At 65.5% G+C, this 23,060-nt stretch carries 17 protein-coding genes; 6 read left to right on the top strand and 11 right to left on the bottom strand.

The genetic code is table 11. From position 1 onward, the window contains the following. The first annotated feature begins 125 nt into the window (after positions 1-125). Positions 126-2,168, top strand: coding sequence for a DUF6541 family protein (locus AC3ENJ_RS09610; protein ID WP_431813862.1), 2,043 nt, complete (start codon positions 126-128; stop codon positions 2,166-2,168). A 73-nt stretch (positions 2,169-2,241) separates the two neighbouring features. On the opposite strand, the gene AC3ENJ_RS09605 is transcribed toward AC3ENJ_RS09610, so the two are convergent. The 5 genes from AC3ENJ_RS09605 to AC3ENJ_RS09585 all read right to left on the bottom strand — a co-directional run bounded on the left by AC3ENJ_RS09605 (position 2,242) and on the right by AC3ENJ_RS09585 (position 8,673). Then, positions 2,242-3,186: an ABC transporter ATP-binding protein gene (locus AC3ENJ_RS09605; protein ID WP_308495836.1), complete on the bottom strand. Its 945-nt coding sequence runs from the start codon at positions 3,184-3,186 to the stop codon at positions 2,242-2,244. Between the two features lie 6 nt (positions 3,187-3,192). Next, positions 3,193-4,059, bottom strand: coding sequence for an ABC transporter permease (locus AC3ENJ_RS09600; RefSeq protein ID WP_431813861.1), 867 nt, complete (start codon positions 4,057-4,059; stop codon positions 3,193-3,195). A gap of 105 nt (positions 4,060-4,164) precedes the next feature. Further along, positions 4,165-6,198: a glycosyltransferase gene (locus tag AC3ENJ_RS09595; protein ID WP_190807068.1), complete on the bottom strand. Its 2,034-nt coding sequence runs from the start codon at positions 6,196-6,198 to the stop codon at positions 4,165-4,167. Beyond that, complete coding sequence (gene glf / locus AC3ENJ_RS09590) at positions 6,195-7,382, bottom strand: UDP-galactopyranose mutase (RefSeq protein WP_431813860.1); 1,188 nt, start codon at positions 7,380-7,382, stop codon at positions 6,195-6,197. The genes AC3ENJ_RS09595 and glf overlap by 4 nt, the downstream gene beginning before the upstream one ends. Positions 7,383-7,485: 103 nt before the next feature. Beyond that, entirely contained in the window at positions 7,486-8,673 is a 1,188-nt protein-coding gene (locus AC3ENJ_RS09585; RefSeq protein ID WP_431813859.1) for a glycosyltransferase family 4 protein, read from the bottom strand. A 170-nt stretch (positions 8,674-8,843) separates the two neighbouring features. Here AC3ENJ_RS09585 and AC3ENJ_RS09580 point away from each other — a divergent pair, with 170 nt between their 5' ends. Beyond that, on the top strand, positions 8,844-12,956 hold the full coding sequence (locus AC3ENJ_RS09580; RefSeq protein WP_431813858.1) for an FtsK/SpoIIIE domain-containing protein: 4,113 nt from the start codon (positions 8,844-8,846) through the stop codon (positions 12,954-12,956). On the opposite strand, the gene AC3ENJ_RS09575 is transcribed toward AC3ENJ_RS09580, so the two are convergent. After that, positions 12,941-13,360: a hypothetical protein gene (locus tag AC3ENJ_RS09575; RefSeq protein WP_431813857.1), complete on the bottom strand. Its 420-nt coding sequence runs from the start codon at positions 13,358-13,360 to the stop codon at positions 12,941-12,943. The two genes, AC3ENJ_RS09580 and AC3ENJ_RS09575, sit on opposite strands and share 16 nt — an antisense overlap. Before the next feature lie 297 nt (positions 13,361-13,657). Here AC3ENJ_RS09575 and AC3ENJ_RS09570 point away from each other — a divergent pair, with 297 nt between their 5' ends. Then, positions 13,658-13,906 carry a WhiB family transcriptional regulator gene (locus AC3ENJ_RS09570; protein WP_019309413.1) on the top strand — a complete coding sequence of 83 codons (249 nt, stop codon included), beginning with the start codon at positions 13,658-13,660 and terminating at the stop codon, positions 13,904-13,906. A 144-nt stretch (positions 13,907-14,050) separates the two neighbouring features. Here AC3ENJ_RS09570 and AC3ENJ_RS09565 read toward each other — a convergent pair whose 3' ends face one another. From AC3ENJ_RS09565 to AC3ENJ_RS09555, 3 genes are read right to left on the bottom strand one after another with little or no spacing between them, the layout of a single operon-like run. Beyond that, positions 14,051-15,616, bottom strand: a complete 1,566-nt coding sequence (locus AC3ENJ_RS09565; RefSeq protein WP_431813856.1) for a sensor histidine kinase — start codon at positions 15,614-15,616, stop codon at positions 14,051-14,053. A 28-nt stretch (positions 15,617-15,644) separates the two neighbouring features. Next, a complete protein-coding gene (locus tag AC3ENJ_RS09560) occupies positions 15,645-17,024 on the bottom strand; it encodes a CpaE/TadZ family protein (RefSeq protein WP_431813855.1) in 1,380 nt (459 codons plus the stop codon). After that, positions 17,021-17,677, bottom strand: a complete 657-nt coding sequence (locus AC3ENJ_RS09555) for a CpaB family protein (RefSeq protein WP_190780068.1) — start codon at positions 17,675-17,677, stop codon at positions 17,021-17,023. Before AC3ENJ_RS09555 ends, AC3ENJ_RS09560 begins: the two co-directional genes overlap by 4 nt. 230 nt (positions 17,678-17,907) lie before the next feature. Between AC3ENJ_RS09555 and AC3ENJ_RS09550 the strand changes: the two genes are divergently transcribed. Next, a complete protein-coding gene (locus tag AC3ENJ_RS09550; RefSeq protein WP_190780067.1) occupies positions 17,908-18,123 on the top strand; it encodes a helix-turn-helix domain-containing protein in 216 nt (71 codons plus the stop codon). A gap of 12 nt (positions 18,124-18,135) precedes the next feature. On the opposite strand, the gene AC3ENJ_RS09545 is transcribed toward AC3ENJ_RS09550, so the two are convergent. Further along, positions 18,136-18,702 carry a hypothetical protein gene (locus tag AC3ENJ_RS09545; RefSeq protein WP_431813854.1) on the bottom strand — a complete coding sequence of 189 codons (567 nt, stop codon included), beginning with the start codon at positions 18,700-18,702 and terminating at the stop codon, positions 18,136-18,138. A gap of 198 nt (positions 18,703-18,900) precedes the next feature. On the opposite strand from AC3ENJ_RS09545, the gene AC3ENJ_RS09540 reads away from it, so the two are divergent. Together AC3ENJ_RS09540 and AC3ENJ_RS09535 are read left to right on the top strand one after the other, a co-directional pair. Continuing rightward, entirely contained in the window at positions 18,901-19,785 is an 885-nt protein-coding gene (locus tag AC3ENJ_RS09540; RefSeq protein ID WP_431813853.1) for a LysM peptidoglycan-binding domain-containing protein, read from the top strand. After that, complete coding sequence (locus AC3ENJ_RS09535; protein ID WP_431813852.1) at positions 19,782-20,231, top strand: Rv3235 family protein; 450 nt, start codon at positions 19,782-19,784, stop codon at positions 20,229-20,231. Before AC3ENJ_RS09540 ends, AC3ENJ_RS09535 begins: the two co-directional genes overlap by 4 nt. Positions 20,232-20,301: 70 nt before the next feature. Here the strand turns inward: AC3ENJ_RS09535 and secA are convergent, their stop codons facing one another. Beyond that, positions 20,302-23,052 carry a preprotein translocase subunit SecA gene (secA, locus tag AC3ENJ_RS09530; RefSeq protein WP_431813851.1) on the bottom strand — a complete coding sequence of 917 codons (2,751 nt, stop codon included), beginning with the start codon at positions 23,050-23,052 and terminating at the stop codon, positions 20,302-20,304. Positions 23,053-23,060: the final 8 nt, after the last annotated feature.

Below are 23,060 nucleotides of genomic sequence, written 5' to 3'. Positions count from 1 at the left end.
CTCGCACAAGCAACCGACCGAATCCTGTAGACCGTTGTGTGCCGATCGGCACCGTGACAAGCGACTAAACTTCCCGGAGAACCTTCCCCCGCCGCCGCGCGTCTACTTACTGGAGCTCTGATGTCTTGAGCTGGCTCGAAGCCATTCCCCAATACTTCCTGGTGCTGCTGATCCTGATTCTGCCGGGGTTGTTCCTCACCCTCACCATGAACCTTCGGGGTCTCTTGCGGGCCGCACTGGCGGTTCCGTTGTCGGTGGCGGGATTCGCGGCCTCGGCGGTGCTGTTCGGGTTGGCGGGCATTCCCTGGAACCCGGTGACGGTCGCCATGGCGTTCCTGGTGGTCGGTGCGGGACTGTGGGCGGCTCTTGTCCCGGTGCGCAAACGGCACCCCCACCCTCGCCTGGGTCAGATCAAATGGGGAGCGCTCCGCGAGCACATGACGTCCCAGAGCATTGCCCTGTGGTGCGCTTTCGTCGTGGGCGCGGTGCTGATCGCGCACCGGTTGAAACTGATCCTGGAAACCCCGGATGCGATCTCCCAGACCTATGACGCGATTTTCCACTACAACGCTTTGCAGTACATCCATGACACCGGCAACGCCTCGTCTCTGACACTGGGCGGTTTGGGCGTCACCGCGGAGCCTTCGTTCTACCCGGCGGCCTGGCACAACACCGCGGCCATGGTGGCCACCGTGACCGAGTTCTCCCCGCTGGTGATCGCCAACGCCATGACGTTCGTGCTGTGCGCGCTGGTCTGGACGCTCGGTTGCCTCTACTTTGCCACCCGGTTGTTCGGCCATCACCCCGCCATTACGGTATCCGCCGGCCTGGTGGCCGCGTGTTTCCCCGCGTTTCCGTTCCTGCTCAGCTTTTACGGCAACCTGTTTCCCAACACCATGTCCATTACGTTCTTGCCGGTGCTACTGGGGATGATGACGGAGGTGCTCGGGCTCTCGCATGACGCGCGTGTCGAGGCGCGCACCCCCCTGTGGCTCGCTATTCTGCTGGTCACCGGTGCCACGGGTTTGGCTCACCCTTCCAGCGTTCTGTTGGCACTGCTGATCCTGCTGATCATGCTCGTCACCGTGTGGTGGCGTGCCGTGGCCGGTCGCCGCCCGTGGTGGATCATTGGGCTGGGCGCCCTCGGTCTCGCCGCCGGCGCCTATGCATTGCAGCAGCTCTGGTTTGCCGCGCGAGCCACACAGGAAGCCTCGTCCTGGGTTCCCCACATCACTTCCCCCGGCGCCCTGGGGGAGGCCCTCGGCCCGGTCTTCCCCAACGCCATGCATCTTCCGTGGGCTCTGGTTGTCGTCACGCTGCTCGGTGCCTCGGTGGTGCTGCGCTCACGTGCCCGGTGGGTGGTGGGCGCCTGGGTCCTCATGGTGTGGATGTACGTGTTGGTCGCATCCTCTCGCGACGCTCTCTTCCGCTACGACTGGACCGGCATTTGGTACAACGACGCCAACAGGTTGCTCGCCCTCATCCCTCTGCTGGCCGTGCCGCTCGCGGCCGCCGGCTGCGCCGCCATCGTGACGTGGGCCGCCCGCCAGCTGCTCACCCTGGTCGATCGCGTGGCTCCCGGACAGCGCTCCGGCCCCGGCTCCGACGACGCCGCCCGCACCAGTCCCGCGCAGAAGCTCCACCATTCCCGCGTGGCCGGTGGCCTCGGCGGGGCGCTGGCGGTGCTCATCGGGTTCATCACGCTGCAGGGCCAGGCCATGACCGACGTGGTCGACTACGGGCGCACCGAGTACGGGATGGAAGGCCCCACTCCCCTGCTGACCCCGGACGAGCAGGCCCTGATCGAGCGCCTCCCCGAGGAAGTGCCCGATGATGCCGTGGTGTTCGGTAATCCGGTCACCGGCACGTCCCTGGCCTACGCCATGGCCGATGTGCAGGTGCTCATCCCCCACAACGGTCTGATCGCGGACGGTGAGGCCTCAACCATCGTGCACCACCTGGAGGATTTGCAGACCAACCCGGAGGTCTGCCCCGCCTTGAAGAAGCACAACGTGCGGTACGTGCTGGACTTCGGCAAGGAGCAGGTCAACCCCTTCACCTACTTCGACGCCGCGGGCAGTGACCAGATCGGCCCGGAGAACGGGTTCAACCTGATCGATCAGCAGGGCCCGGACGCCAAGCTCTACGAGATCGTGGGCTGCGGCTGATCCCACCAGGAGCGCAAACGCCGACGGCGCCGCGAGATCTGGTCTCCCGGCGCCGTCGTACTTCGTCAGGCCGTCAGGCGGAGGTGGCGTCCTCTTCCGACAGGGGCCCGTCCAGGTCGGGATCGTACTGGGGTGTGAACTCTTCGCCGCGCTCGAGGGCTTCGGCCCGCTCACGGTCGCGGTGTCGTTTCTTGTCCTCAATGGCGCGCGCCAGGTTCTCCCGGTGTTCGCGCTCCACTTCTTCCGGGTCCTGGTGGCGCATGTGGGCCACCGCGCCGAACACGGAACCGTCGTAGACCTTGTTGCCGTGGTCCATCACAATGCCGCGTTCGCAGATGTCCATGACCAGGCCCAGGTCGTGGCTGACGACCACCAGGGTCTTGCCGCGGCGCACCAGGTCCTTGATGCGGCCAATGCATTTCTTCTGGAACGGCTCGTCACCCACGGAGAGGATCTCGTCCACCAGGAAGACCTCGGGATCCGTGTGAACCGCCACGGAGAAGGCCAGACGCAGGTACATACCCGAGCTGTAGAACTTCACCTCGGTGTCGATGAACTCCGCGATCTCGGAGAAGGCCACGATGTCATCGAACTTCTCGTCGATCTCCGCCTTGGTCATTCCCAGAATCGCGCCGTTGAGGTACACGTTGTCCCGGCCGGTGAGGTCGGGGTGGAAACCGGCGCCCACCTCGATCAGGCCGGCGACCTTCTCACGCGTGAGCACGGTGCCGGAGTCCGGGTTCATCACGCCGGAGATCATCTTCAGAGATGTGGATTTGCCGGAGCCGTTGAACCCCAGCAGGGCCACGGTCTCGCCGTCGTAAATGTCGAAGGAGACGTCGTTGAGGGCCTTGAACTTGGCGGTGAGATCGCCTTTGCGGCCCTTGACCAACCACACGAAGGCTTCCTTCATGGAGCGGGTATGGCGCAGCACGAACTCTTTGCTCATGTTCTGCACGCGGATCGCGAGATCGGCCTCGGTGCGTTCCTGGGTGGTGTGGCTAGCAGTACTGGACACGATGATTTACAGCTCCTGCGCGAAATTGCCCTCTTGGGCACGGAACAAACGGTCACCAATGAAGAAGATGAGCACGCTCACCACAATGGTCAGCGGCGTCCACCACGTCAGCAGGTGCGGTGGTACGTGCCAGATCTGCGGATTATCGGTGGTGGGGAACCAGAACCCGTAGTGGAACAGTTCCACCGCCACGGTCAGCGGGTTGAGCATGTACACGAAGTACACCCATTCCCAGAGCTTGTCGCGCACCATGATCCACATGTAGAGCACGGGTGAGGCCCACGTGGCCACCATGACGATGAGGTCCACGATGTTCTCGGCATCTCGGAAAAACACATTGAACGTGGCAAACATCATGCCCAGTCCCAGCGAGAACAGGGCCACGATCAGGGTACCCACGATGACGGCGAACAGCTGTTTGAGGTCCGGCCGCCAGCCCGTGATGAAGCACGCGATCAGCAGGATGGCCAGCTGCGGCACAAAGTGCACGAACGCCACTAACAGGTTGGAGACCGGGAAGAGCTGTCTGGGTAGGTAGATCTTCTTGAGCAACCCGCCGTTGGCCACGATCGAGCGGGAGGCGTTACCGAACACCTCCCCGAACAGGTTCATGACCACGATCCCGGAGAACAGGTACACGGCAAAGTTCTCGATGCCGCGGTTGAGTTCCAGGAACACGCCCATGGCGATGTAGAACACCAGGAACTGCACACCGGGTTTCAGATATGACCACAGCAGTCCGAGCACCGTGCCGCGGTATCGAATCTGAATTTCCTTGTCGACGATCAGTCTCAGCAGAAACCGATTCTCCAAGACGTCCCGCAGCCCGCGATCCTGTCCCGGGGGCTTCAAATGCGAAGCGGGAGCTTTCATACGGTGGTGCCATCCTTTCCTCGTGACGCACCCTTGGCGGCGTCACCGGATACAAGACGACGCCGCACGCGAACGAACACGTGCGGCGTCGTGCATGGAGCAAAGTTACTTCTTGGGACCGTTCTCGGCAAAAGTCTGAGCCCAGGCCTCGGGAGAGGTGAACTCCGGCAGTGCCGCGCGGTACTGCTCGGCCAGCTTGTCCCAGTCGCGGTACAGCCGCTGGTGCAGCGCCAGGCTGCGCTGCATCATGCGCTTGAACGTGGCGTCATCGCGCTTGTACCAGGATGCACCCGAACCGTCAGCGCTGGAGACCAGAGCGGAATCCAGTGTGGCCATGCGCCACCACTGCAGGTTCATGGCGGGCACGCGGGACTCGGGGTGATCCGACTCCTCCGCCTTGACCGGCAGCAGCTGATGCACGGCACCGGAGAGCAGCTTGGCGGCGCGCCCGACCCGCGTCTTGGGCGGGTGCGGTTCCTCACCGTGCGGCAGCGGCTTGCTCCGGCGCACGCTCGGGAACGTGGACAGATCCTTCTTCACCTGCGCGTCGGAGAACGAGCCGCGGGTGGAGCGCACCTCGGCCAGCTTGGTACCGATGGTCCGATGCAAATGCTCGGGGCCATCGAGCAGGTCCTCGAGCGCCATGGCGCGCAGCTCGGCGGCGGAGTACTGCATGGAGACCAAGTGGCGCACGTCGGTCAACAGCGACTCCTTGGGCAACCGTCCGCCCTTGGAGTACGGGCTGTACAGCATCGCGGCCAGCCAGCGGTTGCGGGCATGATAGTACGCCTGCCAGTCGATGGTGTCGTCCTTTTCGGTCCACGGCATGTGCCACACGGCCACGCCGGGCAGGGACACGGTGCCATAGCCTGCCTGCTTGGCACGCAGGCCGAATTCGGCGTCATCCCACTTGATGAACACGGGAAGTGCCAGGCCGATCTCACGAATGATGTCCGTGGGGATCAGGCACATCCACCACCCGTTGTAGTCAACGTCGATGCGGCGGTGCATCCACGGGGTCACGCGCAGGTTTGACGCGGCGAAGTCATGAGCTTCACGCACACCTTCCGAGGAACCCCACATGAAGCGGTACTCATTGACGCGCTCCCCGAAGCTGTGGATCACGGACTTCTCATACAGGTTGAACATGTGCCCGCCCACAATGGTCTTGTGGCGGGTGAAGTCCGCGAAGCGAGCGGCACGGCGGATGCTCTCCGGGTGGACATCCACGTCATCGTCGAGGAGCATCACGTAGCGGCTGGTGCCGTCCGCCGTGGCTTCGTACATGCCGCGGGCAAAGCCGCCGGAACCACCCAGGTTGCCCTGTTCGATGTGAACCAGCTTGTCTCCGAGGATGTCCACGACCTCGTCGTAACCGGGCTCGTCACGGACTTTCTCGGTGCCCTGATCGGTCATGATGAAGCGATCCACCACGTCCGCCAGCGCATCGGCTTCGCCGAGGGTCTTGAGGTTGCGCACGCAGAAATCCGGGCGGTTGAACGTGGTGATGGCCACGCTCACGGTGCCGGGGGTGAACCCCTCGGGCTCGGGGACGGACCACTCGGCGTAGGCGAGCTCAACCGCGGCGGTCGAGGTGACCACGTCGATCCAGTACCAACCGCCGTCGCCAAAGCTCGTCAGTGGCAGGTCGGTGTGCTGCTCGGTGCCGTCCATGTTCAGGGTGGTGACACGGTTGGAGGTGCCGCGCGCGGTGGAGCGGTACACCAGGATCTTGGCCGGGCCGGTGGTGCGAACGCTCAGGCGGACCGTGTCCACGTCGGTGTGCGCACGCCAGTAGGAGGCCGGGAACGCGTTGAAGTACGTGCCCAACGAGATGCGGGTGTGCGCCGGGATGTGGATACTGCGATCACTGGAGAGGTATTCCGAGTGGATCTGGGTGGCCTGAGCGGAGGCGGTGGCATCTGCCTGCTCCGCGGCCACGGATTGCTCCTCGCCGGCCTCGGACGGACGCAGCGACTTCACCGCGGTGTGACGCTGAGCGTTGAAGTCCACGAACAGCGGCAACGTGTCCGTGTCCGCGTCGGTCGGGAAGATGATGTGCGCAACCGTCTGCCACGTCCGGGAATCCGCGGGCCGGTCCGTGGTGGTTGCGGTCGCTTCGTTCTTCACAGTGCTCATTCGTCAACGCCTCCGCTGTTCAGCTGTGCGCCGGACGTGAAGTGCGGCGCAATCTTGTTGTCCACCATGGACAGCGCGGCGCCAATGGCCATGTGCATGTCCAGGTACTTGTAGGTGCCCAGTCGTCCGCCGAACAGCACGGACTGCTCGCCCTTGGCGAGATCGCGGTAGGCCAGCAGTTTCTCGCGGTCCGCTGCGGTGTTCACCGGGTAGTACGGTTCGTCGCCCTTGTCCGCGAAACGCGAGAACTCGCGCATGATCACGGTGGCGTCCTTGGTGTAGTCCCGTTCCGGGTGGAAATGACGGAATTCATGGATCCGGGTGAAGGCAACGTCCGGGTCCGGGTAGTTCATGACCGAGGTGCCCTGGAAATCCTCGATGTCGAGGACCTCCTCTTCCAGGTCAATGGTGCGCCAGGAAAGATCGCCCTCGGTGTAGTCGAAGTAACGGTCCACGGGGCCCGTGTAGATGACCGGGACCTGACCCACCACGTTGGACTTGGAGAACTCATGGGAGTCGTCGAAGAAGTCAGTGTCCAAGCGAACATCGATGTTCGTGTGATCCGCCATGCGCTCGAGCCACGCGGTGTAACCATCCACCGGCAGACCCTCGTGGGTGTCATTGAAGTAGCGGTTGTCGTAGGTGTAACGCACCGGCAGGCGGGAAATGATGGACGCGGGCAGATCCGTGGGATCCGTCTGCCACTGCTTACCGGTGTAGTGCTTGATGAACGCCTCGTACAGGGGGCGGCCGATCAGCTGGATGCCCTTGTCGTTGAGGTTCTGCGGGTCGGTCCCCGCAAGCTCGCCGGCCTGTTCACGAATCAGGTCTTGGGCCTCACCCGGGGAGTATGCCGAGCGGAAGAACTGGTTGATGGTGCCCAGGTTGATGGGCATGGGAAACACCTCGCCGTTGTGGCGGGTGTACACCCGGTGCACGTAGTTGGTGAACGCGGTGAAGCGGTTCACGTACTCCCACACGCGCTCATTGGATGTGTGGAACAAGTGCGCGCCGTAGCGGTGCACCTCGATTCCGGTGCGTTCCTCGTTCTCGCTGTACGCGTTTCCGCCCAGGTGGGATCGGCGGTCAATCATGGTGACCCGCAATCCCAATTCCCTGGCGGCTCGTTCTGCCACGGTCAAACCGAACAGACCCGAACCGACGACCACCAAATCAGTGTTCACGTGTTTACTCCCTACCATCTTCACGACCCGTGAGGGCCAAGACATCTTGCCCTAAGTTACCGGACTCCGCCGGTTCGGCACTTTCTTGACGCTGTGGAGACCGTCACCGCGATCCGTCCCGGGCGAATCCACTGAGCACCCATGCGGCCGCGGCACGGCCCGAGGCACCCAAGGAGGCGTGCGCGCGGGCCCAGTCCGAGCGGCGTCGTACGCCCGCGTCCCGATCGTGCAGCCCAGTTGGTTCCAGGGCCGTGCGCATCGCGGCGGCAACCTCGGTGGCGTTGTGGCCCACGGCCTGACCCAATTCATTGTCCGTGACCAACCGGGCGGCCACCCCGCGGGCACCCGCGTAGATCACGGGCGTCCCGCACGCGGCGGCGGCGTAGAGCTTGGTGGGTTTGGAGAAGTCGTAGCCCCGGCCGGGAACGATCGAGGCGAGGGCGGCCACGGCCCCGCGTGTGAAGGCCGCGGTGCGCTCGGGCGGTTGCACGCCGTCGAACACCACGTTGTCCGGGGCCACCTCGCGCGCCACACGCTCCATCCGTTCCACGTCCGAACCGCGGCCCAGAAAATGGATCTTGACGTCCGGGTGCTCGGGCAGGATCTGGGCGAGCGCGTGAATGAAGACGTCCGCTCCCTGCCACTCGGACATCGAACCGGCGTACACGAAATAGGGTTCCGCGAGCCCCTCGGACGGGCCGTCCGGGGTGAAGATGTCGGTGTCGATCCCGTTCTCGGCCACGAACATTTTGTCGCGCTTCACGCCCGTGACCTCGGAAAGCTCCGCGCCCATCGCCTCGGAGACGGTGATCACGCCGCCCGCGCGGCGGGCGGACACGGTTTCGGCCACGCGCATCAGTTCAGTGACGATCCGCGGGACATCCATGGTGAGGGTCGCGGAGGTCCAGACGTCCGGGTTGTACCAAATGTACGGACGACGCCGCAGCACACTCGAGGCCCACACGGCCAGTCCCGTGGTGGGCGGCGGCTCACTGATCACGATGTCAGCCTCCATGACCAGCAGCCGAGCGAACGCTTGGACATCGAAGCTCAAGTATTGGGGGATGCCGCGCACGTAGTCATACGCGTCCCGCAGCACCGGCACACGGATCACCGAGTACGGTTCCGCGGCGGCCGGTTCGATCATCCCGCGTGGCGGCCGCGTGGTGAGTACCGTGACCTCTGCGCCTTCAGCGGCACATCCCCTGGCCAGGGCGCGCAGCCTGAATGAGGCAGCGGCCGGTTCCGGTGTGAAGATGCGACTGACAATGACAACCTTTCGGGCTTTCATGACGTCCACTGTCTCACGGGCGGGTATCCCCTGCCGGGCCTGTCCACCGCGGTCCTCCGGTAATTTCCCGAGATTTTCTCGGTGCACGGTCTGCGCGCTGCACAGCAACGACGCCGCCCGGGGCCCGCCGCCCGCTTCCACACCGGAACGTCCCGGCCCCGAACCAACGGGTGGGCGATGCTGTGCTGGGGCCCATGGAAATCATGGTCGATCTGCGGTGGGCCGGCGGATCGGAGGAACAGGACCACCGCGTGGCCATCGAGGCCGCACCGGGTGCCCCCGGGGCCGGCGTGGTTCTGGCGATCTGCGAATTCCTGGGAATCCACGCCGCGGCAGAGATCGACGGCACGAATGCGGCCACCGCAGGCTTCGGCGAACCACCCCTGGTGGACGGGGCAGCCATCACGCTCAGCGAACTCGCTCCCGGTGCGGCCGGCCCGGTGGGGACCGGAACCGGTGTACGCGCGAATGTCCTCGGCGGCGATGCTCATCGCGGGCAGATCCACGCACGGGGAGATGACACGCCCCGGTTGACCGTGGTCGCCGGTGCTGCCTCCGGCACCGTGCTGGCCGTGGCCAGGGGCTCCCAGTGGCTGAGCAGCACCGACGGGGTTCCCACCTTGGCATCACGGAAGACCGGGCGGGCCGCCACGGAAATCGTGATGGATCACACCGGGATCCGGATCATGCCCGGCTCCGTTCCGCTGCGGGAGGGTGACCGTTTGCGCTGCGGCGAGTCCTGGCTCGAGGTGAGCACACCCGCCGCAGGCTCACCCGAGCAGCGCCGCGTCCAGTGGGGATGGGCGACAGCCGGGGAGCACAGCCCGTCGGAGGTCATCGCGGTCCACCGCGGCACAGGGCACGGCGCACGACTGGGCCTGATCATGGGTCTGCTCCCCCTGGTTCTGGGTGTGGTCATCACCATCGTCACGGGCATGTGGTTCTTCATGCTCTTCAGCGCCCTGGGAGCCATCGTTGCCGTGGTCAGCTGGGCCGTGGGTCGAGCGGCCGCGGTCCGCGAACGCGCCCGCGTGGCCGCCGCACTGGAACGGGACCTGACGCGCTGTCATCAGGCGGCGCCGTCGGCGGCGGAAGTGGTGAACCGATTGCGATTGTTGGATTCGGGGGCGTCACTGAATCATCCCGCACTCGGGGCCGCAGCGATTCCACACGAGCGGTGGGTGCGGCTGGGCGAGGGTCCGCGGACCGCCGCCGTGACCCTGGGTGACGGCCCGTCGGCCGCGCCCGCGGAGCACCACCTTGCGCCCGTACTCATCGACATGTCACGCGTGCACCACCTGGAGGTGAGGCTGCCCTCCCGGAACCGAGAGATCGTGGTCAACGCCGTGGCCGTGCAGTTGTTGACCGGCCCCGGGGCATTCCAGAACCTCGTTGTCGATCCCGCCGTGGGATGGCGGGCGCCGCTTCTTCCCACGTTGCACGTGGTGGACCCGCAACGGCACCGCTCGGTCGTCGGCCCGGCGCTGGAAATTTACTCCGCGCGGACGGCCGCGCTGATCCCGGTGACCGGGGAACGCGTGCGGCTTGTAGTGTCCGTCCCCGGGGAGCGCGCCGATGCCACCGCGGGTGGCGCCCTCCTGACGTGGGAGAGCACCGCAGTCATTGCGTGCGATGTCCCTGATGCGGTCCCCGGTCTGGACGCGAGCGCCGGCCGGGATCGTATGAACCTGTGCGCCGACGGCGTGACGGCCTCCCTCTTCGCGCACGCCATGCAGCAGTGGTCGAGGGTTCAGGCGACCGTTCCCTCGTTGCGCGACGTGTCCGGACTGCCGCATACCGTGGGTTCTCATGTGATTCTTCCCGAACCCGACCAGATCCCCGATGTGTGGGCCGCGACCGCTCGCCTGCCGTCCCTGAGCGCCGCGGTCGGGCTGTCTCGCCGCGGGGTGGAGGAGCTTTCGCTCGGTGACGAGCATCCTCATGCACTGATCGCCGGCACCACGGGATGCGGCAAGTCCGAGGTGCTGCGGACCTTCGTGGCGTCGCTTGCGTGCCGGTTCGCGCCGGAACGTGTGGAGTTCCTGTTCGTGGATTTCAAGGGCGGGGCCGCGTTGGCACCGCTCAGCGGGCTCCCCCACCGGTGCACTCTGCTGACCGATTTGGCGCCGGAGGACGTACGGCGCGCCCTGGAGTTCCTACGCGCCGAACTGCGACGCCGCGAGCGCGTCCTGTCCGAGCACGGCCTGTCGGACTTCCGACGGGTTCTGCACCGAGCGCGGGCCCATGAGCCCCTGGTGTTCCGGGAGCTCGTCATAGTGGTCGACGAGGTCAAGATGCTCGTGGACGCGTTCCCCGCCGCCGGCGACGAGCTCGCAAAGATCGCGACCGTGGGGCGGTCCCTGGGAATCCATCTGGTGCTGGCGACTCAACGCCCCCAAGGGGCGATCCCTTCTGACGTGCGCGCCAATGTCACCCAGGCAGTCTGTCTGCGAGTCCGGACGGATCACGATTCCGTAGACGTCGTGGGGAGCCCTCTGGCCGCCGCCATTGCTGCCGAGACTCCGGGGCGGGCTTTCATCGACTCCGGCCACGGTGCTCCCGTGGAAGTGCAGACGGCCATTCTCACGAGTTGCGCCGCGCCCCCTGTGACCGGTGTCCGCGTCCGCCTCGTGGGCAGGAACGAACCCGGCCACCCCAGCAGAGCGGCGGAGACCCCCGATGCCGCGGTGAACGGGGTACAGCGCGTGGTGGCCGACATTGCTAGGGCCCACCGGGTACGCCAGCCGACCGCGGAGTGCCTCCCTGACCCGGACGGGACGAGGTCCCCGGAGGACGTCTCGGTGAGTCCCGTGCCCGCTCCGCTCCCGGAATGTTCCGTTGCGGTTCCCACCGCCCCGGGCCACGTGGACCTGGGACCCGCGGAGAACTCCACTGAGCACTGGACCGGCCGGGCATCCTGGCACCTCCTGGCGGACGGCGCACTGTTCCTCATCGGCCGGCCCGAGCACACCTCAGCGGCGTTGTTGTCCGTGCTGGAGCAGGTGGTGCGTCCGCGTTCGGCGGGCCCGGGCCGCGACACCCCAGCCGTTTATGTCATCTCGACGACCGCCACGATCAGGGCCGCTGCCCTCACGAGGTCCCGGCAGGGTCTGCTACACGGGACAGCGGACGCTGCGGACATCGCGAGTCTCAAAGGACTTCTTGATCGGCTTTCGGCGGGGTCGCAGCGGTACCTGTCCGGTTCGGATGGCACGACGGACCCGGCTCCGCCGGCGGTGCTCTTGGTCGAGGATTGGGATCGGTGTTGCACGCTCCTTCGTTCGAGCCCGTGGGCCCATGTCGAAGACGATCTCCTGGCGATTGCGGCCTCCGGGTCCCGTGCCGGGATAGCGGCGGTGTTCGCCGGTGACCGGTCCCTGTCGGTCGGGCGGGCCTCGTCTGCGGCGCGAACGCGGGTGTATTTTCCCGCGGATCAGACCGCCGAGGCCCTGTTGCACTGGCCCACACTCCCCGCGGTGAAGGCCATTCCGTTGCGGGGCGTCCTGCAGGGGGCTGCCGCTGACCGCTGCGCGCCCGCGGTGGTCTCTCGCGGACAGGGTGTTCACACGGTAGTCCAGCTTCCAGCCGGGCCTCGCGATGCCTCCGAGGAATCGGGTCGCGGCGAGGAGGGCGCAACGAGAACCGCCCGACCGGAACCGGACACCGGTATCTGGCCCCGCTACCGACCGCTGCCCGATCGGTGGAGCGGACCGGCGCGACCCGTTCGCGGTCTTCTCATCGGCGTGGGAACGGACCATGTTCCGGCCGTTCACGACTGGCCCCCCGGTTCCACGTTGTTGGTGGTGGGGCCTGCTCGTTCGGGCCGCAGTTCGTACTTGGAGTCGGTGGCCGGACAACTCCACGAGACGCCGCCGGCGCGTTGTCACCCGGCCGCCCCGGGAGACGTGGATGACCTCTTCGCCGAGGCGGAACCGGGTACCACCGTGCTGATTGACGATGCGGACGTATTGCCCGCCGCAGTGGTCCAGCGCCTGGGGGCCCTGTGGCAACCGGGGACCGGAACGAGCGGCGTCGGCGGCCGGACAGGGCTGCGGCTGATCGTGACGGTGCGGCTGAGCGACGGCCTGCCGTCGCTGTTTCCGCCGCTCATGTCATGGCGCCACACAGCAGACACGCTGCTGCTCAGGCCCAGGAAAGCCTACGACGGAGATTTGTTCGGCGCCTCGTTGTCCGGTATGCCGATGGGCGGGTCACCCGGGCGTGGTTACTGGATCCACCGCGGGACTGCCGAACATGTCCAAACCGCTCATGCGGACGGATAGCGCGTGGACTCCCCCATCCAGGCCACGGTGGGCCGGCTGAACAGCGCAATGAGCGTGATGACTGCGGCGGCCACGGAGGCGACGCCGACGGCCCGGGCACCCACCTGGGTCAAGGAGATCCCCACGATCACCAGGAAGGCCTGCGACACCAGGATCGCGGCCCGGGGCCACCGTAAACCCTTCACCGTGCCCCACGCCGCGGATCCCAGCCACACAGCGGCACCCAGCATCACCACCGCACCGAAAACGATGCCTGCCGTGGGTACGGCGTGGTCCGAAAACAAGGAGATGACAAAACGCGCACCCACGTAGGCCAGTGCCACGGCTTCCAGCCCGACGACCGCACAGATCAACCACACCGGCCACGGGCGATCTGGAGACTGCTGCTGAGAGGCGGGGACCATGGACTGTGCCTTCCTGGAGGGTGAGCGGGCACCCCCATTCTAATGACCATCACGCACGGTCATGATCGACGCATTGATCAGGGAAAACTTCCGATGTGATATAACGCTCAAACCCTTGTTCACGAGTTGTTCACGTGAGAAAGTAATGGTCAGATCATCTTACAAGGCCCGGCCACCACGGGCCTTTTCTGTGTGTACGCCCCCTCAACACTGTCCTGCCGCGCTCAGCCCGCACTCGATGGTGGTGCCGTACTCGCGTACACACCCGATTTCGTGAAAGGAGCGTCGCCGCAGATCATGGATTGGCGTAGTCGCGCAGCATGCCTTGAGAAAGACCCCGAATTATTTTTCCCCGTGGGTAACACCGGCCCCGCTCTGTTGCAGATCGAAGAGGCCAAAGCCGTGTGCCGCACGTGCGAGGTCATGGACACCTGCCTGCAGTGGGCCCTCGAATCCGGCCAGGACGCCGGAGTATGGGGCGGTATGAGCGAAGACGAGCGCCGCGCCCTCAAGCGCCGTGCAGCACGTGCTCGTCGCGCGTCCTGAGACTCTGTAACTTCTGAGGTCTCCGGCCCGGAAGCTGTCATGAAGCCCTCGTGATCCTCGGCGGTCACGGGGGCTTTCTGCTACCCCGGTCAGCGCCGGCACCTTCGGATCCGCCCGCAACGGGCCACCGCCGCACGGCACGGATCACACGACGAACTGGGCCTGAATCACCACGCTGGTCCCCCCACCCTCGCGCGGTTGCCAGCGGATCTTTCCCTTGAGTTCACTGGCCACGAGGGTCCGGACGATCTGCATGCCCAGCCCCTCACCTTCACCGGCCTGACGGAAAGCACTCGCACCCGACTCTTCGATCACGGTGTCCCCCATGCCCCATCCGTCATCGCTCACGGTCACCTCGATGACCCGGCACACTTCCCCCGCATCGTTGACAACGTCGGGCAGCCGATCGACCACCAAAGACACCGTTCCGTCTCGATCCTTCAGCCCGTGCTGTACGGCATTGGCCGCGACCTCATTGACGACCAGCGCCATGGACGTGGCGCTCTTGGACGGTAATAAACCGAACTCGCCGCGCACCTCGGTGAACACCGTCTGCGTGGACGATGCCATTTCCACCGCAAGTTTCACCTGGTGCCGAATCAACTCATCGAAATCCACGTCATCCGAGATGTCGTGGGACAGCGATTCGTGAACGCGGGCAATGGAGCTCACGCGGCGCATCGCCTGTTGCAGTCCGTGCTTCGCCTCGTCCGAGGTCATACGGCGGGATTGCAGCCGGAGGAGTGCGGACACCGTCTGGAGATTATTCTTCACCCGATGATGGATCTCGCGAATGGTGGCGTCCTTGGACACCAGTTGCAGGTCCCTGCGCCGTAGTTCCGTCACATCCCGGCACAACAGCAGGGCCCCGGTGCGCGACGACCCCTGCCGCAAGGGAATCGCCCGCAGGGTCACGGACACGTTCCCGGCCTCCAACTCACCGCGCCACGGCATGGTTCCCGCGAGCACGGGGGCTATCGTTTCGTCCACCCCGTTGCCGCGGACATCGAGTTTGCGCGCAATCGCGACAAGGTTTTCACCGGTCACATCGCCCTCGTGGCCCAGTCTGCGGAACGTGGACAGCCCATTGGGCGAGCAGAACGCCACCCGGCCGTGCTCGTCCAGGCGCATCATGCCGTCGCCCACGCGAGGCGCGCCCCTGCGGGAATCGCTGCGCACCGCGAAATCCGGCCATGTACCCTCGTTGGCCATGCGCAACAGGTCCCGGGCGGTTTCCCGGTAGACGGTTTCCATTTGCGACACCGGGTGCCCGAAATGCGAGTCGAGGGGCACACTGACCACCGCAATGGTGCGTTGATTACGGACCAGCGGAACCACGAGGATCGATTCCGCGGGCTGTCCGTCCGTGGCGGTGAGCTTGAAGCGTTCCATGCGCCGGTCCACCCACGCGGACCGCAGGGGGGCGGAGTCGCGCGGGGAAATGGTTTCCCCCACCATGTCTTTGTGGAACGCGGTGGGGCCCGTGGTGGGGCGCGCGTGCGCCAGCACCGTGAAATCGCTGCCCGGAGCCGGGATGGCGGCCCCCGTGGGACTGTGCTGCGCGGAGATGACCTGGTTGGGGAAACTCAGCAGCAGGTCCGCGAAGCCCAGATCCGCCACGAGCTGCCAGTCCCCCACCAACAAGTGCAACCATTCCGCATCACCGGCGTCAAAATCCTCGATGGAACGAAGGGGGTCCGTAAACGCCACAACGGGTCACTCACTTTCAGGGGGGACATCACCGGCGCAACCACGCGCCCATTCGTTGTCCAAGCCTAGTCCCCGATGCCCGCCCGGGCGACGAGAGCTCTGCGCCCGCATCTTCCTCGGGGCGCAGCGCGCGAGCGGCCAACTGCGTGATCTGTTGCCGCAGATCACTCTTGGTGGCCGACTCGGCCAGCACCGCGCCGGCCAGCAGCGCCTCGTCACACGCGGTGGGGTCCCAGTCGAGGGTCGCGTCGATGCCGTGCCCGGGCGAGAACCGCGCCCATGCCTCGGCCACGGAATCCGGGCCGGAGCGCCCCACCGACGCCTTCCGCAGTTTGTTGATCACCAGCAACAACCGCGCCGAGGGTGCCGCGTCCGTGAGATCGGGCAGTGTCTTGACCAACCGTGGAATCCCCAGGGCGTCTGCGGAGCCCAGGGCAATCACCGTATCGGCCAGGGCGCACGCGCTGAGCGTGGCCGCATTACGCCGAGGCGCCACCGAGTCCACACTGATCTCTTCATCCGACTCCAGGCCGAAAGACGTATCCACCACCACCGCGTGATAGGCGTTGCGGGCGTGGCGCAGCACGGTTTCGAGAGCGGCGGCACGGACCTCCGGCCACCGGTCGTGGCGGGTGAGCCCGGTGAGCACGTCCATCGTGGCCCCGGCCACCGATACTCGTGTGGCGCAGCGCTGCAACCCCTCGCCGTCCAGGCGCCCCTGGTCAGCCAACCGGCACGCCTGAGCCAAACCCGCGGCCTCCTCGAGCATGCCCAAGCTCGCCGCAACCGAGGCCGCATAGGTGTCTGCGTCGACCAGCAGCACAGAGGACCCCGTCAACGCGAGCTCGGCGGCAACGTTCAGAGCCGTGACGGTCCGCCCCGGGGCACCCATTGGGCCCCACACGGTGATGATGCGACCGGTGCCACCGTGCGGGAACGGGTTCGGGTCGGCGCTTGCCACGGTGGTGTCGTCCGTATCCGGGGTGGTCGCCTGGTTGGGCTCGGGTGCCGTGGCGGCTCGGGGATGATCGTCCGTGTGGGAATGCCCGCGGGACGACGGCGCGGGGTCCGGTGAGTCCGCCACCTGCTCGATCAGGCCGGTGACGTGATCGCCCGAAGCCCCCTCGGGAACAATGGTGACGCCCAGCGCCGCCAAGCGCATTTCATCGTGGCCGGCGAGCACCAGAACCCGAACCGAGCTCAGCGACAGTTGTTCCAACAGGCTCGCGGTCAGTTCCTCGGCGCCCTCGGCGAGGAGGGCCACTCGGGCCATTCCCGTGTGAGCGCAGGCCAAGAGTTCTGAGAGGTCCAGGCATCGGCGCACCACGGTGACGGATCCGTGCTGACGTTCGATCTGGTCGACCAGCGGCCACGTTCCCGTCCCCAGCGTCACGACGGAAATGCTCACGAGTCACCACCCGTGGGGTTGAGAACCAGCGTGACCTTGGCGCTGTTACCCAGGGCGTCCACCAACGGCTCGACCTGGTCCGGCGTGGCGAGGACATGCACCGTGGTGCCGGTGGAACTCCCCAGCGCCGAGTTGTCGGATTCGATCGTGGAGATCTCGGCACCGGGGACCAATTTGCGGGGACTCTGGTACCCGCGGCCGGACGCCTTCTGGTCCGCGACCCACACATCCACGCGTGAGCCGGCCGCCGCTCCTGACGGCAAGGGAGTTTCCAGCGCGATACCCACGGGGCTGCGATCGAGTGCATCAGCGGTGCCCACGGCACTCGTGGGGACCAACTGGCCCTTGGGAACTCGCTGCACCAGAACGTCGTTGTCCTTGAGACCACTTTCCGCGGCCAGGTACTGCTGGGAAGCGTCCTGGAGCCTGACATCCACCGGCAGGAGGTCTTCCTCGGTGACTCGCTGCCCCACCGAGAGATCGCGCGCGGCTACGTAATAGGGCTCGGTGCGGTTCAAGGCGGAAATCAGCAGCACCACCGCAGCAATGGATGTGAGCACCAGAAATAGTCCGACCACCAGCCGGGGATCGCGCCATGTCGGTTTCTTGAACCGTTGTGCCGTTGCTGTGTCGCTGCGAGCATCGCTGGACATCTACTTTTCCCTTCCCCCGAGGTCGATTCGGCCCCCACCGAATCTGTCACGAGTGTGCACCGTGAACCGTCCCGGAGGAAATCAGGGCCCGCAACATGTGGACATCTGGCCGTCCTCGTTCCGCGGGCATTGGCCATTTCTTGTGCATAACCCGACACCGCGCGCCAATCCGTGGGACACTGGAAGCTACCAAAGTGCATCAAAAGACGCGAGATGAGGCGAACCCTTCCATGGCAGAGCAGCGATTTCTCACGCTGTCGGATGTCTCCGAGATCCTGTCGATCTCAGTGGCGCAGGCCCGCGCCATGGTGCGTACGGGAGAACTGCCGGCCATTCAGGTGGGCGGCCGAGGTCAATGGCGAGTGGAAACCCGGAAACTGGAGGAATACATCCAGAAGGGGTACGAACGCACCGAGCAGGCTGTGCGCGAAGGATCCCTCGGCTGAACCGAGTTCGGATCAAGCGGTATCCGGTGAGGAGATCAGCGCTACCGACCCGAAAAGTACCGTGCGCACGGCCATGACTGCGTGGCGGCGTCGAAATTGATCGTCCGGGTGCAGCGCAACGTCGAAAAAGTCCTGACCCACCGCATCCAGCGTGCCGTCAATGTCTCCGCGGGACGTCGGGTCCAGGAGCAGGACGCGGACATGAGTTCTCGATGCCGCCAAGGCCCGGAGCACATGCCCCATCCCTAATTTCCGCAGGACAGCGCGCTGTGAGTCGATCTCGAAGCGGCGGTGGAGGCCCTCCCACCACACCACGGAATGCAAGGGCACGAGGTGCTGGAAATAACGTTCCCGAATCACTGCCCACCCCGCGCCGATGTCCGTCAGCTCTCCCTCGAGCACGTCACCGTGGGCCGGCAACAACCGCACGGTGTGATTCCGGTGAGCCGACAGGCGCTCCGCCAGCGTCAGCCGGGATAGCTCTGCCCTGGCGGTTTCCGCGGCTTCACGTTCCACACTGCGTTGTTCCGCCTGCGCCAGCTGCGCTTCCATGTCCGCGAACAGTTCATCCCAGCGCACGTCGTCCCCCTGTGCCTCCCGTTACGACAGTCACCGATGGTGGCCATTGCATGGCATCAGTACATCACGGGCGGGGGCCGCGGGATATGACGCTCGGAGTCCTATGCGCTTACATCCATGCTTGACGCCCGCCACGCGACCCTGAATGATCTAATCATTACTAAACGCCATCAAATAACATCATAAGGGTCAAATACGATGAAACACGCTCAAGTTGCCGGGAATGGGGCCCCGGCTCACGGGGTCGAGTTAGCGCTCACCGTGTGGGTCATCCCGTTGCTGTCGGCCGCCCTCATCGCTCTGGGGTGGTCCCTCCTGGACCGGACCGAGCTGGGCGAGTCACCCCTGGACGCTGATCTCGCGGTCGCCCTCGCGGCCGCCCTGGTCGGCGTGGTGTTGGCGGCCTGGTGGTTCACCGGTCTTCTGATGGTGGCGTGCACCGCCGGAGCCCGTGCTCTCCGGTGGCATGGCGTGGAACGGTACGCCACTCGTTTGACGCCCCAGCTGATGGCGCGCACGGTGGGCGCGGTGCTCGGAATCCAGCTGGTGGCCGTCTCGACGGCGCACGCGAGCGAACCGATCGATCCCTTCTGGCCACGTTCCGAATCCGGCATCAGTCGGGCGGAGCCGCAGCAACCGGGTGCCCACGGTGCTCCCTCGGAACATTCCGCCACCGCGCCGTTGGAGACCGGGGCTCCTGACCCGACGGATCCTCCGTTGGAGCCCGCACACGCCGAGACGCAGCCGTCGCCCGCGGCGCCGGCGCCGCCCGATGTCGCGCCGGGCCACCCGTCCGCGGCGGTGGCCTCCCCGGAAGTGTGCGAACAACTACCGTCCCCTGCCCGAGTGGTTGACTCGAGGGTGACCGTCATCCATGGAGATACCGTGTGGGACCTCACGGCCCAATTCTTGGGGCCGGACGCCACGTCCGCTCAGATCGCAGCGCAAACAACCACGTGGCTGGAGCACAACGACCTGCAGAACGGCGGAAACCTGATCCGCCCCGGAGACCAGTTACGGGTCCCGCCCCAGCTACTTCACACCACACCCGGCGCAGTACCCACCGAAGGAGCCACATCATGAGCACCACCGCATCAGTATCTGCTCCCCAGCCTCCCTCGGGCGGTTATACCTGGCGAGCGGACCGGACCCGGGCCGGGTCGACCCACAAGAACGAACTGGAACGCGTTACGGCCATAGCTCGTAGCATCGGGCAGGCCGCCGTGGAGATCCTGGGCGGCACGCGTCCCGCCACACAGTTGGCCCGCTGGACCACCCCGGACGTTGTGGAACGTTTCGAAGAGCGCGCCGCCATGCTCCGTCTGGTGCAGGAGCAGTATCGCGATCGTGCCTCGCTCTTCGAGGTTCACCGCGCGCCGCGAGTGCGCAGGATCAGGGTGTGTTCCCCGGCACCCGAGTGCTACGAAGCCTCCCTGGTCATTGAGGAATCGGTGCGGGCACGAGCCGTGGCCGTGCGGATCGAGCGCATCAACCGCCAGTGGCGCGTGGTGCACCTGGAGGTCGGATGAATCTCACGCACGGGAACGGGCGGTACACACCATGTGCACCGACCGTTCCCGTGACGTTATCGGAAACCGCTTACTTACGCGATCCCTTCTTGGAGCTGCCGCCCTTGCGCTTGCGCCGCTGTGCGCGGTTTTCGGCGGCGCCGGGTGACTTCTCCTCCGCGTCCGCCTCATCCGCGGCCGGCGCACCCTCACCCACGGGCGCCTGGTGATTGTCCTTGGATTCGAGACGGGCCATCGGCTCGCCGTCCTCGTTGGGGGCCGAGTACTGCAAGAAAGCGGGCCGCTGCGGTTTGGCCAGTTCCACGGCGCCGCCGTCCGGACCAGTGCGTTGGCGGCGGACTTCCAAGTGGTACATGGTGACCACGGTTTCCTCACGGATCGTGTCCATCAAGCCCTTGAACATAGCGTGGCCCTCGCGCTGGTACTCGACCAGCGGGTCACGCTGGGCCATGGCGCGCAGCCCGATGCCCTCCTTCAAGTAATCCATTTCGTACAGGTGCTCGGGCCACCGGCTGCCGATGACCGACAGCAGCACGCGACGTTCCAAGTTGCGCATGGCCTCTGAGCCCAGTTCGTCCTCGCGTTCCTGGTACACCAGTTTCGCGTCGGAGAGGATTTGTTCCGTGAGGAAGTCCGCGTTCAGCCGCGGCCGCCCGCCGGCCTCGTCGATGATCTCCTGCTGAGTCAACGTTATGGGGTAAATCTCACGCAGTGCTTCCCACAAACCGTCCAGGTCCCAGTCCTCGGAGTGTCCCACGCGGGTGCGATCCTCGATCGCCGTGGTGATGACTTCGGCGATGAACTGCTGGATCTGTTCGGCGATGTCATCGCCCATGAGGATCCGGCGGCGGTCGCGGTAGACCACTTCACGCTGCCGGTTGAGCACGTCGTCGTACTTGAGCACGTTCTTGCGCTGTTCGGCGTTGCGGCCCTCCACCTGGTTCTGCGCGTTGGCGATCCCCGAGGTGATCATGCGGCCCGTGACCGGAACGTCATCCGGTGCCACGGCCATGAGTCGCTGGGCAACGGCCGGGTTGAACAGGCGCATGAGATCATCCGCCAACGATAAGTAGAAGCGGGATTCGCCCGGGTCGCCCTGGCGTCCGGAGCGGCCCCGCAGCTGATCGTCGATGCGGCGGGACTCGTGTCGTTCGGTACCCAGCACGTACAGGCCGCCCAGCTCGATGACCTCTTCGTGTTCGGCCTTGGTGGCCACTTCGTATTGCTCGAGGACGCCGGGCCACTCGGCCTCGTACTTCTCGGCATCACGCTCCGGGTCCAGGCCCTTCTGCTCCATGGCCTCCACGGCATCGAATTCCGCGTTACCGCCCAGCATGATGTCGGTGCCGCGTCCGGCCATGTTGGTGGCCACCGTCACCGAACCCTTACGTCCTGCCTGGGCAACGATCGCGGCCTCACGAGCGTGGTTCTTGGCGTTGAGTACCTCGTGGCGTAGACCGCGCTTGGCCAGCAGCTTGGACAGGTATTCGGACTTCTCCACGGAGGCCGTGCCCACGAGCACGGGCTGACCCGAGGCATGACGCTCTTCGATGTCCCGCACCACGGCCGCGTACTTGGTGGCCTCGTTCTTGTACACCAGATCGCGCTGGTCGATGCGGGCCATTGCCTTGTTGGGCGGGATCGGCACCACACCGATTTCATAGGTGTTCATGAACTCGGCCGCCTCGGTCTGGGCCGTACCGGTCATCCCGGACAGTTTGTCGTAGAGGCGGAAGTAGTTCTGCAATGTAATGGTGGCCATGGTCTGGTTCTCGGCCTTGATCTCCACGCCCTCTTTGGCCTCAATGGCCTGGTGGATGCCCTCGTTGTAACGGCGCCCGGCCAGCACACGGCCGGTGTGCTCGTCCACGATGCGCACCTCACCCTGGGCCACGATGTAGTCCTTGTTCACGTGGAACAATTCCTTGGCCTTGATCGCATTGTTGAGGAAACCGATCAGCGGGGTGTTCTGGGATTCGTAGAGATTGTCGATCCCCAGGTAGTCCTCGACCTGCTCGATCCCGGGTTCGAGGACTCCCACGGTGCGTTTTTTCTCGTCGACCTCGTAGTCGGTGTCCGCCTTGAGAGTGGTGACCACCTTGGCGAACTCTTTGTACCACCGATTGGCTTCACCGGAGGCCGGCCCGGAAATGATGAGCGGAGTACGGGCCTCATCGATGAGGATCGAGTCCACCTCGTCCACAATGGTGTAGTTGTGTCCGCGCTGGACCAGCTCGTCCGCACTCCACGCCATGTTGTCGCGCAGATAGTCGAACCCGAATTCGTTGTTGGTGCCATACGTGATGTCCGCCGCGTACTGCTCGCGCCGGGTGGCCGGGTCCTGCCCGGCGAGAATCACGCCGGTTTCCAGTCCCAGGAAGCGGTAGACGCGGCCCATGAGGTTCGCCTGGTACTCGGCCAGGTAGTCATTGACCGTCACCACGTGCACGCCCTTGCCGCTCAGGGCATTCAGGTAGGCGGGAGCCGTGGCGACGAGTGTCTTGCCCTCACCGGTCTTCATTTCGGCAATGTTGCCCAGGTGCAGCGCCGCGCCACCCATGAGCTGAACGTCGTAGTGCCGTTGCCCCAGGGTTCGCGATGCCGCTTCGCGTACCGCCGCGAAGGCTTCCGGCAGCAACCGGTCCAGGGATTCCCCGTCATCGATGCGCGCCTTGAACGTGTCCGTTTCGGCGCGAAGCTCCGCGTCGCTGAGCGCCTTGAAGCTTTCTTCGAGGCTGTTCACGGCGTCCGTGTAGGACCTCAGTCGCTTCAGGACCTGCTTATCCCCGGTCCGAAGGACTTTTTCCAGGAATGACGCCACGTGTGTTC

The sequence above is a fragment of the Kocuria sp. cx-455 genome (genome assembly GCF_057707085.1).
Note: the sequence above shows the minus strand (reverse complement) of the source record. Positions and strands in the feature narration are given on the sequence as shown.

Coding starts and splice junctions, on each gene's coding strand:
- AC3ENJ_RS09600 (WP_431813861.1), bottom strand. CDS start 4,059: ATGAAAGCTCCCGCTTCGCATTTGAAGCCCCCGGGACAGGATCGCGGG.
- AC3ENJ_RS09595 (WP_190807068.1), bottom strand. CDS start 6,198: ATGAGCACTGTGAAGAACGAAGCGACCGCAACCACCACGGACCGGCCC.
- AC3ENJ_RS09585 (WP_431813859.1), bottom strand. CDS start 8,673: ATGAAAGCCCGAAAGGTTGTCATTGTCAGTCGCATCTTCACACCGGAA.
- AC3ENJ_RS09575 (WP_431813857.1), bottom strand. CDS start 13,360: ATGGTCCCCGCCTCTCAGCAGCAGTCTCCAGATCGCCCGTGGCCGGTG.
- AC3ENJ_RS09570 (WP_019309413.1), top strand. CDS start 13,658: ATGGATTGGCGTAGTCGCGCAGCATGCCTTGAGAAAGACCCCGAATTA.
- AC3ENJ_RS09555 (WP_190780068.1), bottom strand. CDS start 17,677: ATGTCCAGCGATGCTCGCAGCGACACAGCAACGGCACAACGGTTCAAG.
- AC3ENJ_RS09550 (WP_190780067.1), top strand. CDS start 17,908: ATGGCAGAGCAGCGATTTCTCACGCTGTCGGATGTCTCCGAGATCCTG.
- AC3ENJ_RS09540 (WP_431813853.1), top strand. CDS start 18,901: ATGAAACACGCTCAAGTTGCCGGGAATGGGGCCCCGGCTCACGGGGTC.
- AC3ENJ_RS09535 (WP_431813852.1), top strand. CDS start 19,782: ATGAGCACCACCGCATCAGTATCTGCTCCCCAGCCTCCCTCGGGCGGT.